At 70.3% G+C, this 14,707-nt stretch carries 12 protein-coding genes; 8 read left to right on the top strand and 4 right to left on the bottom strand.

Annotated elements, in window-relative coordinates:
* The first annotated feature begins 102 nt into the window (after positions 1-102).
* The 5 genes from ACFY2X_RS18175 to ACFY2X_RS18155 all read left to right on the top strand — a co-directional run bounded on the left by ACFY2X_RS18175 (position 103) and on the right by ACFY2X_RS18155 (position 9,617).
* On the top strand, positions 103-1,818 hold the full coding sequence (locus tag ACFY2X_RS18175) for a fatty acyl-AMP ligase (protein WP_389939501.1): 1,716 nt from the start codon (positions 103-105) through the stop codon (positions 1,816-1,818).
* Positions 1,818-5,486: an MMPL family transporter gene (locus tag ACFY2X_RS18170; RefSeq protein ID WP_389939499.1), complete on the top strand. Its 3,669-nt coding sequence runs from the start codon at positions 1,818-1,820 to the stop codon at positions 5,484-5,486. The genes ACFY2X_RS18175 and ACFY2X_RS18170 overlap by 1 nt, the downstream gene beginning before the upstream one ends.
* Positions 5,483-6,871, top strand: coding sequence for an MFS transporter (locus ACFY2X_RS18165; RefSeq protein ID WP_389939497.1), 1,389 nt, complete (start codon positions 5,483-5,485; stop codon positions 6,869-6,871). The genes ACFY2X_RS18170 and ACFY2X_RS18165 overlap by 4 nt, the downstream gene beginning before the upstream one ends.
* On the top strand, positions 6,868-8,085 hold the full coding sequence (locus ACFY2X_RS18160) for a glycosyltransferase (RefSeq protein WP_389939495.1): 1,218 nt from the start codon (positions 6,868-6,870) through the stop codon (positions 8,083-8,085). The genes ACFY2X_RS18165 and ACFY2X_RS18160 overlap by 4 nt, the downstream gene beginning before the upstream one ends.
* A gap of 203 nt (positions 8,086-8,288) precedes the next feature.
* Positions 8,289-9,617, top strand: coding sequence for a hypothetical protein (locus tag ACFY2X_RS18155; RefSeq protein WP_389939493.1), 1,329 nt, complete (start codon positions 8,289-8,291; stop codon positions 9,615-9,617).
* 89 nt (positions 9,618-9,706) lie between these two features.
* Here ACFY2X_RS18155 and ACFY2X_RS18150 read toward each other — a convergent pair whose 3' ends face one another.
* The 3 genes from ACFY2X_RS18150 to ACFY2X_RS18140 are packed head-to-tail and all read right to left on the bottom strand — an operon-like array spanning position 9,707 to position 11,290.
* Positions 9,707-10,066, bottom strand: coding sequence for a DUF1801 domain-containing protein (locus tag ACFY2X_RS18150; protein WP_389939492.1), 360 nt, complete (start codon positions 10,064-10,066; stop codon positions 9,707-9,709).
* Between the two features lie 10 nt (positions 10,067-10,076).
* Positions 10,077-10,613 carry a dihydrofolate reductase family protein gene (locus ACFY2X_RS18145; RefSeq protein ID WP_389939490.1) on the bottom strand — a complete coding sequence of 179 codons (537 nt, stop codon included), beginning with the start codon at positions 10,611-10,613 and terminating at the stop codon, positions 10,077-10,079.
* A 32-nt stretch (positions 10,614-10,645) separates the two neighbouring features.
* Positions 10,646-11,290 carry a DUF998 domain-containing protein gene (locus ACFY2X_RS18140; protein WP_389939488.1) on the bottom strand — a complete coding sequence of 215 codons (645 nt, stop codon included), beginning with the start codon at positions 11,288-11,290 and terminating at the stop codon, positions 10,646-10,648.
* Positions 11,291-11,395: 105 nt separating this feature from the next.
* Between ACFY2X_RS18140 and ACFY2X_RS18135 the strand changes: the two genes are divergently transcribed.
* Together ACFY2X_RS18135 and ACFY2X_RS18130 are read left to right on the top strand one after the other, a co-directional pair.
* Entirely contained in the window at positions 11,396-11,710 is a 315-nt protein-coding gene (locus ACFY2X_RS18135; protein WP_389939486.1) for a YciI family protein, read from the top strand.
* Positions 11,710-13,701 (top strand): sigma-70 family RNA polymerase sigma factor, encoded by a 1,992-nt coding sequence (locus tag ACFY2X_RS18130; protein ID WP_389939484.1) that lies wholly within the window; start codon positions 11,710-11,712, stop codon positions 13,699-13,701. The genes ACFY2X_RS18135 and ACFY2X_RS18130 overlap by 1 nt, the downstream gene beginning before the upstream one ends.
* Here ACFY2X_RS18130 and ACFY2X_RS18125 read toward each other — a convergent pair.
* Positions 13,662-14,360, bottom strand: a complete 699-nt coding sequence (locus ACFY2X_RS18125) for a carbonic anhydrase (protein ID WP_389939482.1) — start codon at positions 14,358-14,360, stop codon at positions 13,662-13,664. The two genes, ACFY2X_RS18130 and ACFY2X_RS18125, sit on opposite strands and share 40 nt — an antisense overlap.
* Before the next feature lie 45 nt (positions 14,361-14,405).
* Here ACFY2X_RS18125 and ACFY2X_RS18120 point away from each other — a divergent pair, with 45 nt between their 5' ends.
* Positions 14,406-14,597, top strand: a complete 192-nt coding sequence (locus tag ACFY2X_RS18120; RefSeq protein WP_389939480.1) for a hypothetical protein — start codon at positions 14,406-14,408, stop codon at positions 14,595-14,597.
* Positions 14,598-14,707: the final 110 nt, after the last annotated feature.

Below are 14,707 nucleotides of genomic sequence, written 5' to 3'. Positions count from 1 at the left end.
TAATAACCGGCAGCCGGGAATGTGCTGGTCTTTGGCAAGAACTGCTGGAGTCGCCTGACGTAAGTTGCTAGCTCCCTGTATGTCGGCGAGGGGGTCGGGACCATGAGCGACGCGCTGATCGCCCGTGTCGAGCGGTGGGCCAGGGAGATTCCGGACGCCCCCGCGTACACCTTCGTGGACTACTCCGCCGAACGCGACGGGGTGAAGCGCACGCTCTCCTGGGCGAAGGTGGATCTCAAGGCACGGGCGCTCGCCGTACGACTGCGGGAGGTGGCGCTTCCCGGTGAGCGAGCGGCGATCCTGGCGCCACAGGGGCTGGAATATGTGGTCGCCATGCTCGGGGCGATGTATGCCCGGGTGGTCGCGGTGCCGCTGTTCGCGCCCGACCTGCCCGGCCACGCCGACCGGTTGATCCGGGCCTACGCCGACGCCGACCCGGTCTGCGTGCTCACCACGACCTCCGCGCTGGACAGCGTCCACGCCTTCCTGGACGGCGACCCCGCGCCCCGGCCCAAGCAGATCATCACGCTGGACACGGTCTCCGACCTGCTCGCCGACGAGTGGGAGCCCGAACCGATCGGGGCCGACGACCTGGCCTACCTGCAGTACACCTCCGGCTCGACCCGCGCCCCCGCCGGTGTGGAGATCAGCCACGGCAACGTCACCGCCAACGCCGAGCAGCTCTGGGAGGCCTTCCGGGCCACCCCCCGGGTGTCCACGGCGGCTTTCTGGCTGCCGCTCTTCCACGACATGGGCCTGATCGCCACGGTCGCCGCGCCGATGGTGGGCGGCAACCACGCGGTGTTCATGGACCCGGTGGCCTTCGTCATGCATCCGGTGCGGTGGCTGCGGATGCTCGCCGAGTACGACGACGTGTTCACCGGCGGGCCCAACTTCGCCTACGAGTACACGGCCACCCGCGTCACCGACGCGGAGAAGGCCACGCTCGACTTGTCCGGAGTCACGATCATGCTCAACGGCGCCGAGCCGCTGCGGGGCAGCACGATCGAACGGTTCTCCGAGACGTTCGCCGCGTGCGGGCTGCGGCCCGAGGCGCACACCCCCGGATACGGCCTGGCCGAGGCGACGGTGTTCGTCACGGCGATGGACCGGGACCTGCCCGCCCGGGTGACCCGGTTCGACCGGGACGAGCTGACCGCGGGCCGGGCCGTGCCGTACTCGGGGGAGGGCAGGGCCAGCGACCTGGTCTCCTGCGGGGTGCCGACGGGCCAGCGGGTGGCCATCGCCACGGAGTCCGGTACGGCGAAGCCCGACGGCGAGGTCGGCGAAGTCTGGGTGCGGGGACCGAACGTGTCGCGGGCCTACTGGCGGGACGAGGAGCGCAGCGCCGAGGTCTTCGGCAACGTGCTCGACGGTGAGGACGGGGCCTGGCTGCGGACCGGGGATCTGGGCGTCATGTACGAGGGCGAGCTCTACATCACCGGGCGGATCAAGGATCTGATCATCGTCGACGGGCGCAACCACTATCCACAGGATGTGGAGGTGACCGTTCAGGAGGCCGACCCGGCCATCCGCCGGGACCACGTGGCGGCCTTCGCGGTGCCGGGGGAGGAGACCGAACGGCTGGTGGTGGTGGCCGAGCGGTCGCGTAAGGCCGATGGCCGGGACCCGGCCGACGTCATGGCCAACATCCGCACCGCTGTCGCGAAAAATCATGACCTGCGGCTGCACGACTTCGTGCTGACCGAGGCGGGAGCCGTACCGCGCACGTCGAGCGGGAAGATCGCCCGCAGGGCGTGCGCCCGAGCCTACCTGGACGGCGCGTTCGGGACCGGCCCGCAGGACCCCGACGCCTGATGTTCGAGACGCTCGGGCGGGCCGTCTATCGCGGGCGCTGGTCCCTGCTGGTCCTGGGGGTGGTGCTCGGGATCCTCGCCGGATATTTCGGGCTCGGGCTGTTCGGCCGGATGGCCGACGGGGGGTTCGAGGATCCGGGTGCCGAGTCGACCGCGGTCGCCGAGTGGAGCCGGGAGTGGTTCGGCGGCAGCTCGCCCGACGTGGTGGCCCTCTACACGCACCCGACGTTCGAGGCCGACGACGAGCAGTTCAAGAAGGACGTGCGCGCCGTGCTCCGCGCGCTGCCGACCGAGCAGGTCACGAGGACGACCACCTACTGGACGACCAAGGCCAAGGAGCTCGTCTCCGACGACAGGCACTCCACTTACGCGCTGATCACCCTCCGGGGCGGGCAGCTGTCGAAGCAGAGCGGCTACGAGAAGATCAGGGACCAGCTCAGGAGGGCCCCCGCCGGATACACCGTCAAGGTCGGCGGCTCGATCCCGCTGCTGGCGGACCTCAACACGCAGACCGGTGCCGACCTGCAGCAGGCCGAGGCGATCTCAATGCCGGTACTGCTCGTCCTGCTCGCCCTGGTCTTCGGCAGCCTGGTGGCGGCCGGGCTGCCGCTGATCGTCGGGCTGCTGTCGGTGGCGGGCGCGCTCTTCCTGCTGCGGCTGCTGACCGAGGTGACCGACGTCTCGGTGTTCTCGCTGAACGTCGTGACGATGCTCGGGCTCGGTCTGGCCATCGACTACTCGCTGTTCGTGCTGAACGCCTTCCGCGAGGAGATCCGCCGGGGCTCGTCCACGGAAACGGCCGTCGTGCGGACCCTGGCGACGGCCGGGCGCACAGTCGCGTTCTCCGGGCTGACCGTGGCGACCTCGCTCAGCGGGCTGCTGCTGTTCCCGCAGATGTTCCTGCGCTCGATAGGCCTGGGCGCGGCGGCGGTGGTGCTGGTCGCGATGATGACCGCGCTGATCGTGCTGCCCGCGCTGCTGGCCGTACTCGGGCCCAAAGTGGACGCGGTCCGGATCGCACCGGACTTCGGCAGGCACGGCAACGGGACCGGAGCCTGGCGGGCGATCGCCTCCAGCGTGATGCGGCGTCCGGTGGTCTATCTCGTCGGAGTCAGCGTGGTGCTGATCGCGATGGCCGCGCCGTTCGTCCACGCGCGGTTCGGCAGCGTGGACCACCGGGTGCTGCCGGAGCGGTTCGAGAGCCGCCAGGTCGCCGAGGAGATCAACGCGAGGTTCGCCAAGAACGCGATGTCGCCGATCGAGGTCATCGTGCTCATCGAGCGCGATCTCGTCGGGCCGATGACGGTGTCGGCGCCCGGCGCGCTCACCTCGGAGGTGGGAACGCGGCTCGGGCCCGTCGGGGTCGGCAACTCGGGGATCACCCCGGTCACCGAGGTCGGCCCGCTGGACGTGAAGATCTTCATGGAGCGGCTGGAGGCCCTCGACCACGTCACCGGGGTGGACGTCACCGGCGTCTCGCAGAACAACGGCGCGGTACGGCTGGCGGTCCGCTACGACAGGGATCCGATGTCGGACGAGGCCCGCGCGCTGGTCGAGAGGATCCGAGCCCTTCCCCCCGAGCGGAACTTCCGGGACGTGGTCGTCGGCGGACCCACCGCAGCCCAGCTCGACCTGCAGTCCAGCATCGGATCCACCCTGCCGTGGACCGCGCTGGTGGTCTGCCTGATGACGGGCCTGCTGTTGTTCGCCGCGTTCGGCTCGATCCTGCTGCCGATCAAGGCGATCCTGATGAACGTCCTGTCTCTGGGCGCGTCCTTCGGCGTGATCGTCTGGGCCTTCCAGGACGGCAACCTGGCCGACTTCCTCGGGTTCACCCCGACCGGCAGCATCGAGGCGACCATCACCGTGCTGATCCTGGCGGTGGTGTTCGGGTTGTCGATGGACTACGAGCTTTTCCTGCTCAGCCGGGTCCGCGCGGAGTGGCTGAGAACCGGGGACAACACCGCCTCCGTGACGGTCGGCCTGGAGAAGACCGGCGGACTCATCACCAGCGCCGCCCTGTTGCTGCTCGTGGTCATCGCGGCGTTCTCCACCGCCGGGATCACGGTCGTGAAGATGCTCGGCGTCGGGATGTTCGTGGCCATCGTGGTGGACGCGACGCTGGTCCGGGCACTGCTGGTGCCCGCGACGATGCGCCTGATGGGCAACGCCAACTGGTGGCTGCCGGGCTCCCTGCGGAGCTTCCACCGGCGCATCGAGATCCGCGAGCACGACCTCGACGAGCTCGCTCCTGGCTACGCCACGGTGGAACGCGAGGACACGTATGTCACCGTGGAGCGCGCAGACGGCCCCTACGCTCCGGCGGAACGCGCAGACGGCGCCTACGCGATCGTGGAGGACGAAGACGGGGTCTTTGTCACGGTTGAGCGCGAGGACGGGGTCTATGTCACGGTAGAGCGCGAGGACACCTACGTCACGGTGGAACGGGAAGAGGATCCCTACGTCACCGTGGAACGGGAAGAGGACCCCTACGTCACCGTGGAGTGCGAGGACGATCCCTACGTCGCCGTGGAACACGAGGGCGATCCCTACGTCGCCGTGGAACACGAGGACACGTACACGGTTGAGCGCGAGGACGACCCCGGCCGTCCCACCTCCACCTCCACCTCCACCGGAACCGGCATCGGCGCAGGTCCGGCCCGTGCCCTTCCCGCCCCCGCGCGCCGTCTGGAGGCCTCCCCGCCCCGGCAGCATCGGACGAACCCTTACCCCCTTCCGATGCTCGATCCCGAGCCGCCTTTCGCCACCCCGGCAGTCCCCGCGCAGGCCGGCAAGGTCAGGAAGGTCGTCAAGCCCAATCTGGACGGTCCGGGCTGGCACTGGGCCGAGGAGCACGAAGACGACTCCCCGCCGCAGCCCCTGCTGACCGTCCAGGACGCGGTTGGGCTCACCCCGCGTCCGCCACGTGACCCGATCGCCCCTCCTCCCGGAACCCCGGCAGCCTCACCGGCTCCCAGCACACCGGCCATCCCTCCGGCTCCGGCTCCCAGCACACCGCCCGTCCCACAGGCTCCGGCTCCCAGCGCACCGCCCGTCCCCCCGGCACCGGTACGGCCCTCGCTTTCCCCGCCTTCGCCCCCGGCTCCACTCCCACTCTCACCCCCACCCCCCTCTCTCCTCCCGGCGTTGCCCGAACCCCCTCCCTTCCCGGTACGGCGCGAGCCCACCCCGCAGCCGCGTCCCGCGCGGAGCGCGCAGCCCGTCAGCAGCCATCTGATCGACCAGCTGGAGCCGCTCATCCAGCCGGAGCGCATGCCGGTCCCGCCGGTCGTTCGTCCCGTCGAATCTCGTCCGGAGCAGGTGGAGGAACCGCGAGCCATATCTGCACGAGGGGAGGAGCCGCGAGCATCTGCACGAGGGGAGAAGCCGCGGGCCGTACCCGCACGAGGGGAGGAGCCGCGGGCCGTACCTCCACGGATGGGAGAGGAAGCGCGAGCCGTGCCCGCGCGGGTGGAAGAGCCGCCCCTTCCGCATGCCGTACCACCCGTGCCACCGGTCGGGGACCGGCCCGCGCGCTCCGTGGCGGGGCGGCCGGAACCGGAAGCGGACACGGCCGGTGGCTGGGTCGCCGTGCGGACCCGGACCACGCGGGTCGTACGGCCCACGCCGGACGGATCCGGCTGGGAATGGGTGGAGGTGGAGGAATGAGTGATTTCGCCGCGAACTCCACCGAAGCCACGGTCGAGGCCACGATCACCCCTCCGGCGGCTCGTCATGGCTTGTTGCTGCTGGTCGTCGGCCTGGTCGGGTTCGTGACGACGCTGGACAACACGGTCGTCACGGTTGCCCTGCCCACCCTTCAGACCGAGCTGGGCGCGTCGCTGGCGGAGCTCGAATGGGTCGTCACCGGCTACGTTCTCACCTTCGCGGGCTTCATGCTCGCCGGAGGCCGCCTGGCCGACGTCTACGGCCGCCGCAAGGTCCTCATCGCCGGGATCGCGGTCTTCACGGCGGCGTCGGCCGCCGCCGGGCTGGCCACCTCGTCCGGCGTGCTCGTCGCCGCCCGCCTGGTGCAGGGCTCCGGCGCCGCGCTGATCCTGCCCGCGATGCTGGCGGTGGTCTCGGTGGGCAATGACGACCGGCAGCGGTCCGCCGGTGTCGCGGTCTGGATGGCCTCGGGGGCGGGCGCGCTCGCCCTGGGCCCGGTCGTCGGAGGCTATCTGACCCAGCACGTCCACTGGAGTTGGGTCTTCCTGCTCAATGTGCCTCTTGGAATCCTCTCCGTCGTGCTCGCGGCCGTCGCGGTCCCCGAGTCACGCGACGAGGCGGCCGCCCACGTGGACGTCGCGGGGGTCGCGACGTCGGTCGTCGTCCTGTCGGCGGGCACGTTCGCGCTGACCTTCGGCGCCGAGCTGGGCTGGACCTCGCCGGTGATCCTGGTCGCGGCGGCCGTCAGCGTGGTCGCGGCCGTCGTCTTCGTGGTCGTCGAGAGGCGTGGCAGGGACCCGATGGTGGACCTCGCGCTGTTCCGGGCGCGGGCGTTCACCGGCGGGGTGGTCGCCCAGGTGCTGTGGGGACTCGGTGTCAACGGGGTGTTCTTCTTCACGGCGCTGTTCCTCCAGAGGACCCTGGGCTTCAGCCCGACCATGTCCGGGCTGGCGTTCGTGCCGCTGGCGCTGCTCGTCGTCGTGGTCACGCCGCTGGTCCCGTTCGTGGAGCGCAGGTTCGGCGCGGCCCGTGCGGTCGGGCTCGGACTGTTCCTCGTCGCCGCGGGCATGGCCGCCGTGGGGTTCCTGCGCCCCGGCGACGGCTGGATCGACCTGCTGCCCCCCATGTGCGTGATAGGGGTCGGCTCGGCACTGACCATGCCGCTGGGCCCCGCGGTGCTGGGAGCCGCGCCGGAGTCCAGGGCGGGGGTGGCGGGCGGTGTGTTCAGCGTGGCGCGCGAGATGTCCGGGCTGTTCGGCATCGCGGTCATCGGAGTGATCGTCAACAGTTCCGCGAGCTTCACCCTCGGCTACTCGACCGGTCTGCTCACCGCCGCCGGGCTGGTCGTCGTCGGAGCCGTCGTCAGTCTGGTGACCCTCCGTTGAGAATCGCTGTCCTGGCATTCGGGTCGCGGGGGGACACCCAGCCCTGCGTGGCGCTCGGGGCGGGGCTCGCCGCGCGGGGGCACCGGGTCACGGTCGTCGCGTCCGAACGGTACGGCGCCCTGGTCGGGGACGCAGGGCTCGAACTCGCGCCCGTCGGCGTCGACCCGCTGGAGATCGTGGAGTCCGAGGAGGGGCAGGCGTGGCTGCGCAGCGGTCCCGCCGGGTTCGTCCGGGGGTTCCGCGGGATCGTGGAGCCACTCGCCGAACAGCTGGTCACCGAGGTGGACAAGGTCTGCGCCGATGCCGACCTGGTGCTGTCGCCCGCCCTGGGCGGCTTCGGGCACCATCTCTCCGAACGGTACGGCATGCCGTACGCGCTGCTCCATTTCCAGCCAAGCGAGCCGACCAGGACCTTCCCCAACCCGCTGGTCCCGCTGCGCACGCTCGGCGGGGTGGGCAACCGGGCCAGCTACGCGCTGGTCGAGGGGCTGAGCTGGTTGATGCTCGGCCGCATGGTGAACCGGCTGCGGAGGAAGGTGTTCGCACTCGGTCCCATGCGGGGAAGCCCGTTCCGGCGGGCGCGTGCCGACCGGGTGCCGGTGCTGTGCGGGGTGAGCCCCTCGGTCGTCGCGCGCCCGGCGGACTGGCCCAACTACGTGCACCTGACCGGGTTCTGGTCGCTGGAGCGTGCCTGGACTCCCGAGCCCGAGCTGGTGGCGTTCCTGGACGCCGGGCCGCCGCCCGTCTACGTGGGATTCGGCAGCATGGTCCCCGCCGACCCCGCCGGGACGGCGGAGACGGTGGTGGCGGCGTTGCGTCTGGCCGGAGTGCGGGGAGTCCTCCAAGGCCTGCCGTACGGCGGAGCGGACGACATGTTCGTGATCGGCGACGCCGACCACCAGAGGCTTTTCCCGCGAATGGCCGCAGTGGTGCACCACGGGGGCGCCGGGACGACGGGGAGCGGGTTGCGAGCGGGGGTCCCCGGGGTGGTCTGCCCTTTCTTCTCCGACCAGCCGTTCTGGGGGGCCCGAGTGGCACTGCTGGGCGCCGGGCCCGCGCCGCTGCCGGTGCGGAGGGTCACGGTCGAGGCATTGGCCGAGCGGGTGGCGCTTGCCGTACGTGATAGGGGGATCCGAGCGGCCGCGGCCCGGCTGGGGGAGCTGCTGCGCGCCGAGGACGGGGTGGGACGCGCGTGTGAGGTGTTGGGAGTCTGACGAGCGGATGTTTCTCTTTCTCTCTGTTCTTTCCGTTCTCTCTGCGCTCCGACTCTCCATGCTCCGGTTTCTCCGGTCCGGCGAGGGATGAATAAGGCGTATCCGGAGTCTGACGTTTTCCTGACTGGGCCTGTTCGGGTGATGGTGATCTCGATAGAGTGCGAAAACGATCGTTTTGACTGGCTTTCAGGGAGTTTCAGGACATGCGATTTACTTTGCGGCGGGCCCTCGCCGTTGGCGCCATGCTCACGGTCGCCGGTGTCGTGACCCCCGCGGTCGCCGCCTACTCGCAGGACGATCCTCGAAGCTGCAACGATCTGCTGGGGGCCGACACGCCCGCGTACGTCGTGTGCCACTGGCTGGCCACGCCGGAAGAGGCTCTCGGCGTCGCGATGTTCTGGGGCGCCAACGACAACGCCAACCTCAAGGAAGCCACCCCGTTCCAGGGGAAGTTCATCGACTGCTCGGCCTCGGGCAGTTCCTGCCCGGAGCTTGAGGGCGAAGGCGTCATCGGCGACGAGAACTCCCCGGCCCCCGACGGCGTCGAGGACGGCGGAACGCCCGAGTGTGAGACCGGCGAGCAGTGTTCGGTCGACGGGCACGACACGGGCGGCGCCCCCGTGGGGAACGGCTCCGAGCGGACCAGAACCGCCGCCTCCACCGCCTCCACCACCAAGCCGGCGACCACGCAGGAGACCGCCGAGGCCGCGCGGACCCCCACCGGTCAGGCGATCACCGCCGCGAAGGCCACCGGGCTGCGGGTCTGGCTCGACACCGAGCTGGCCGACGACTGGAAGGCGGGCACCGAAAGCTTCGCCGCAGCCGTCAAGCGGATCGGCGCGCTGGCCGCGCGGCCGGAGGTGGCCGGGATCCGGTTCACCTCGCAGCTCGGCTACAACACGACGTTCAAGACGGACGCCGAGGTCAACGCCTTCGTCACGGCCGCGTCGGCGGCGCTGCGCCAGGCGGCCCCCGGCAAGCGGCTGGGCGTGCACACGGTCGTCCCGGAGTTCGCCTGCGGCGCGGACGACGCCTGCAAGACCGAGATGCGCAAGCGCTACCCGCTGGTCGCCCCCGAGAAGGTCGAGCCCTACCTGAGCGCGGGCCACATCGACCAGATCTCCCTGGACACCGGCCTGCTGCGTGGCGGTTACGAGACCTGGAAGATCAACGCCGAGCAGGCCCAGCGCAACCAGTGGATCCAGGTCCGTGCCCGTGCCTGGGACGTCCTGGCCCAGGTGGCCGCCGAGGAGACCGGCCTCGTCGGTCAGGTCACCGCCGAACAGGTCGCCGCCCGGGTGTCGACGCCCGTCATGGACGGCGCCGCCCAGCAGGTCAACCTCTGGACCCGCGTCCAGGACGCCCAGGGTACGGTGAACCGGCTGACCGCCTGGGAGGAGCTGAAGAAGCTCAACCCGATCCAGCGCCGCGTGGCCGCCGTCTACAACCCGGCCACTCCTGAGACGGACGCGGCCACCGACCTCAAGAAGATCGCAGAGGCCTTCGGCCAGGTCTATCTCGTCACCACCTGAGTGGAATGGCCCCGGTGAGACATAGGTTCTAGCTGCCGACATGGCGGAGCCCCGCCCCGGATGATCCGGGACGGGGCTCGGGGCCTCGGTCAGCTTTCCAGGTCATGGGCCAGGCGCAACCATGTGGTGAACAGGTCGGGGTCGATGTCGGCCGGGGTGTGGAGCCTGACGGCGGCCATCTGCCTGGCGGCCGGCTCCAGGCGGCCGGAGGGGTCGGAGATCTCCTGGCCCCGCCACAAGCCGAACGTCACGTAGGAGGAGTAGGCCTTGAAGTAGGCCACCGGGGTCTTGCCCGGGGCCGGGCCGAGACTCCAGACCGGGTGCCCGTGCCAGATCGCACCCGGCTGGGGAAGCGCGGCGTCGACGATGGTCTGCAGCTTCTCGGCGATCTCGCGCAGCGGCTGGTCGAGGGCGGCGGCGTAATCGGTGACGGTGGAGGGCTTGGTCATCTCTGGCTCCTTAGGCGGGCTGGAAGTGGAGGTTCAGTACACCGGACCTGAAGGTGGTCGAATCGACCAGCGTGAGCGGCAGGCGGCCGGTGCTCTCGTCGAACAGCCGGGTTCCGGTGCCGAGTACGATCGGGTGGACCATCAGGTGGAGCTCGTCGACAAGGCCCGCACGCAGCAGTGTCCTGGTCAGCGTGATGCTGCCGGTGATGCTGATGTTCCTACCCGGCCGCTCCTTTGTCCTCCTCAGCTCGTCGATCACATCTCCGCTGATCAGGGTGGAGTTGTTCCACTCCGCCGTCTGCAGAGTGGTGGAGGCGACCAGCTTGGGGATGTTGTTCAGCTGGTCGGCCATCTCGCCGGTCTGGTGGGGCCAGACCGCGGCGAAGGACTCGTAGGTGGCCCGGCCGAGCAGGAGCGTGTCCGCCTCGGCCTGGATCGCCATGACCGCTGCGCCCATCTCCTCGTTCATGTAAGGGAAGTGCCAGGTCTCCGGCGCCTCCACGACGCCGTCCAGCGAGACGAACAGCCCGGCAACGATCTTCCTCATGGTGTTCTCCTCAGGGGGAAGTGGTGTGTGATTCAGGCGGACTTGCGGAAGAGGGCCGCGACCAGGGAGACCCAGGCCATCGCGATCATGACCCCCGCGGCGAGCGTCACCGAGCCGGCGTGCCCGCCGGTCATCGCCCAGCCGTCACCCACGATCAGGGCCACACCGGCCAGGCGGGAGGCGACGGCCGTGCCGCGGGCACCGGTGCGGGTGAAGTACCGGCCGAGGACGAAGCAGGCCGCGGCGAGGGCGATGAACGTCACCGACCCTGCCACCAGGTGCAGGATGGCGTGCCAGCTCATCGCCGCAGGCGGCCCGGCCGGGGTGCCCACAGGGAAGCCATCGGCAGGATCGAGGACGAAGACACCCGCTCCGATCATTCCGATGCCGACGATCAGCGTCAGGCGCGGCACCCAGGTGCCGCCGGGCTTGCCGTACAGAGCCCCGCGGAACCCGAAGGAACCGGCGATGAACAACGATCCGACGATCAGGAAGTTGGTGATCTGGATCCACCCGAGCGAGCCGGTGGAGAGCTGGCTCAAGGGGTGACGGACCAGGTCGAAGCCCTCGCGAGTGAACGCCTGTGCCAGGGCGACCACGGTCCAGACGGGCATGGCGGCCGCCGCGGCGGTGAGCAGTGTGCGGGTGGAGGCGTGGCTACGGGTGGTGGTGGTCATGTTCCCGGTTCCCTTCGTGGTTCTGCCTACGCGTCGTCCAGGCGATGTGACAGGGAACGCAGGAAGGCTAAGGTTGCTGGAACTGAAAAGGAGCGGGAGTACGGCATGCGATTTCTCTTGACGAGCGTGAGCGAGCAGAAGGCGGACGAGACCCTTCAGATCGAGATGGGCAAGTTCATCCAGGAGCTGACCCAGGCCGGGGTGCTGCTGGCGAGCGGCGGGATGGAGCTGGGGGGCAGCGTGCTCAAGTCCGTCGGCGGCGAGCTCATGGTGACCGACGGCCCTTTCGCCGAGGCGAAGGAGATGGCGGGCGGGTTCGCGCTGATCGATGTGGGGTCCAGGCAGGAGGCGCTGGAGCTGTCCCGCCGCTTCTTCAAGATCATCGGCGACGGTGAGGGCCGGATGCAGCAGATCTACTGATGAGTGGCGCCCGGGACGCTCACGGAGCGGTCAACACGGTCTGGAAGCTCGAGTCCGCGCGGATCATCGCGGGCCTGACCAGGATGGTCCGCGACGTCGGCCTGGCCGAGGAGCTCGCCCAGGACGCGCTGGTGGCCGCGCTGGAACAGTGGCCCGAGCAGGGCGTCCCGGACAACCCCGGCGCATGGCTCATGACCACGGCCAAGCGTCGCGCGATCGACCACATCCGCCGCCAGGAGCGGATGGGGCGCAAGCACGAGGAGATCGCCCGCACGCTGGAGCGCCAGGATCTCGAACTCGACGACGACGTGCTGCGCCTGATGTTCATCTCCTGCCATCCCGTGCTGCCCCCCGAGGAGCGGGTCGCGCTGACACTCCGGCTGCTCGGCGGCCTGGGCGCCCTCGAGATCGCGCGGGCGTTCCTGGTGCCGGAGCAGACCGTGTCCCAGCGCATCGCCAAGGCCAAACGCACCCTCACCAAGGAGCAGGTCCCGTTCGAACTGCCGCCGGGGCCGGAGCTCGCCGACCGGCTGACGTCCGTACTCGACGTCATCTACCTGATCTTCAACGAGGGCTACTCGGCGACCTCCGGCGACGACCTGATGCGCCCGTCGCTCGCCCTGGAGGCGCTCCGCCTGGGCAGGCTGCTGGCCGAGCTGGCGCCCCGCGAAGCCGAGGTGCACGGCCTGGTCGCCTTGATGGAGATCCAGGCGTCACGCGCGGCCGCGCGCACCGGGCCTTCGGGCGAGCCCATCCAACTGCACGAGCAGGACCGCGGGCTCTGGGACCAGCTCCTGATCGCCGGCGGCTTCGCGGCGATGTTGCGGGCGAGGGAGGCCGGTGGCCCGCTCGGTCCTTACGTGCTGCAGGCCGCGATCGCCGTCTCCCACGCGCAGGCGAGGACCGCAGACGATACGAACTGGGCGCAGATCGCGACGCTCTACGAGGCGCTGGTACGGCTGACGCCGTCCCCGGTGATCCAGCTGAACCGGGCCATAGCCCTCGGCATGGCCCACGGCCCCCAGGCAGGTCTGGACCTCGTCGAGACGGTGACCGCCGATCCGGCTCTCAAGGACTACCACCTGCTGTCGGTGGTGCGCGGCGAATTGCTGGCCAGGCTCGGCCGGCACGACGAGGCCGGCAAGGACTTCGAACGCGCCGCCGCACTCACCGGCAACGCCGCGGAACGCGCGTTCCTCCTCAAACGCGCCGCCACCGGCGCGGCTCAGGCGCACTCCACGCAGGCAGGCATCACGTTGGGCGAGGCCGCGGAGGGCTTCCTCGCCCGTGGCGACCTGAACGCCGAGACGATCCGCTCCTACGGCCAGACCCTGCGCCGCCTGCGGCTGGACCTCGGCCCCGGCACCCCGTTGGCCGACGTGACCGCAGGGAAGGTGGCCAGGGTCTTCGCCGTCGTCTGGGGGACGGCGGCGCCCAAGACCTGGAACCGACACCGCGCCGCCGTACGCTCATTCTCGTCATGGGCCGCCATCGAGGACCTGTCGGCCGAGCTGGACAGGAAGCCGGAAAGCCGCGAACGGCGCCCAGCGGTCTACGGGCCGGACCTGGAGGCCCTATGGCGGCATCCGTCCCTGCGCGAGCGGACGCTGTGGCGGCTCCTGCATGAGTCGGGAGCGTCCGCGAAGGCGGCCCTGTCGCTCAACATCGAGGACCTCGACCTGACCGCCGGCCGCGGCCGAGTCACCACCAGGACCGGGCAGGTCTGGATCTCCTGGGGGTACGGCACGGCCGCCCTGCTGTCCGAGCTGGTGGCGGGCCGGACTCGCGGCCCCCTGTTCCTGGCCGACCGGAGACCCGCCCCAGCCCGCAGGCCAAAGCCCGCCGACCTGTGCCCGGACACGGGACGGGGGCGGCTTTCGTACGAGCGCGCCGAGTACCTCTTCAAGAAGGCCGCGGGCCACACCCTCCACCAGCTTTCATCCGTACGGCGTCAGATCAGCCGGGTGACCTGCCCGGTGTCGAGGGAGTAGTAGGCGCCGACCACCTTGAGTCGCCCGCGAGCGATGCGGGGTGCGAGCAGGGAGTCGGCCTTCAGTCGCTTGACCACGTCGACGGTGTTGATCCGGATCATCTTGTCGACGTCCCCGCCGGAGCGTTCGTAGGCGGGCCTGAGCGCGGTGACGATGCGCTGCAGTTCGCCGGGCAGCGGCTTGCCCTCGTGCAGGGCGTGCGAGGCCGCCGTCACCGCGCCGCAGCGCTGGTGCCCCAGAACGACGACGAGCGGTGTGCCCAGCTCCACGGGCCCGTACTCCACGGCACCCGTCACCAGCGGGTCGATCGTCTGCGCGGCGCTGCGTACGGCGAACAGGTCGCCCAGCCCGGCGTCGAAGATGATCTCCGGCGCCACCCGGGAGTCGATGCACGACAGGACCACGGCGTACGGATCCTGCTTCTGCGCGGTCTGTGCCCGCCGTTCCGAGTCCTGGTGCGGGTGGAGGGCGCTGTCGGTGACCCACCGCCGGTTGCCGGCGCGAAGGGCGGCCCAGGCGGCGTCGGGGGTGGCCGGGCGGCCGGTGCGCTCGTAGGAACGCACGGCCGCCTGGGCGGAACCGGTCCCGACCAGCAGGCCGCTCGCGGCGAGACCGGCGCCTCGCAGGAGGGTACGGCGATTGACGATCTTCCAGTCCATGACTGGAATTATGATGATTGATTACATCTCTAGGTAATGCCTCCTTTGGGTCATTTCTCGCGGCAGTGGCGTTTCGTGCTCCCACGGGGCCGGTCGACCCCGGCCGCGCCCGATCGGGCGGAGCGCGGGGTCACCTTCGCCAGACGCTGGAGCCGCGTCGAGACACCGTTTGCGATCCTCGCCGGGCTCGGGATCGGCGCGCACAACATCGCGATCCTGCTCAGATGGCGTGACTGAGCGATAATCCGTGCGGCGGGCGATCACTGCGGGCATATAGGCGAGCCTGAAGATCAACGTAGGCAATCTCGCCTCGTGTGACCCCGATCGGCCGGTTATAACCGCCGGGG

Origin of the sequence: Streptosporangium sp. NPDC000396 (assembly GCF_042898655.1) — a bacterium.
In the GTDB taxonomy this organism is placed as follows: domain Bacteria; phylum Actinomycetota; class Actinomycetes; order Streptosporangiales; family Streptosporangiaceae; genus Streptosporangium.
This window is presented reverse-complemented; position numbering and strand designations above follow the sequence as displayed.

Bases quoted from the DNA above. Each gene is read 5' to 3' on its own strand.
- ACFY2X_RS18175 (WP_389939501.1), top strand. From the start codon at position 103: ATGAGCGACGCGCTGATCGCCCGTGTCGAGCGGTGGGCCAGGGAGATT.
- ACFY2X_RS18170 (WP_389939499.1), top strand. From the start codon at position 1,818: ATGTTCGAGACGCTCGGGCGGGCCGTCTATCGCGGGCGCTGGTCCCTG.
- ACFY2X_RS18165 (WP_389939497.1), top strand. From the start codon at position 5,483: ATGAGTGATTTCGCCGCGAACTCCACCGAAGCCACGGTCGAGGCCACG.
- ACFY2X_RS18155 (WP_389939493.1), top strand. From the start codon at position 8,289: ATGCGATTTACTTTGCGGCGGGCCCTCGCCGTTGGCGCCATGCTCACG.
- ACFY2X_RS18150 (WP_389939492.1), bottom strand. From the start codon at position 10,066: ATGACCAAGCCCTCCACCGTCACCGATTACGCCGCCGCCCTCGACCAG.
- ACFY2X_RS18145 (WP_389939490.1), bottom strand. From the start codon at position 10,613: ATGAGGAAGATCGTTGCCGGGCTGTTCGTCTCGCTGGACGGCGTCGTG.
- ACFY2X_RS18140 (WP_389939488.1), bottom strand. From the start codon at position 11,290: ATGACCACCACCACCCGTAGCCACGCCTCCACCCGCACACTGCTCACC.
- ACFY2X_RS18135 (WP_389939486.1), top strand. From the start codon at position 11,396: ATGCGATTTCTCTTGACGAGCGTGAGCGAGCAGAAGGCGGACGAGACC.
- ACFY2X_RS18130 (WP_389939484.1), top strand. From the start codon at position 11,710: ATGAGTGGCGCCCGGGACGCTCACGGAGCGGTCAACACGGTCTGGAAG.
- ACFY2X_RS18125 (WP_389939482.1), bottom strand. From the start codon at position 14,360: ATGGACTGGAAGATCGTCAATCGCCGTACCCTCCTGCGAGGCGCCGGT.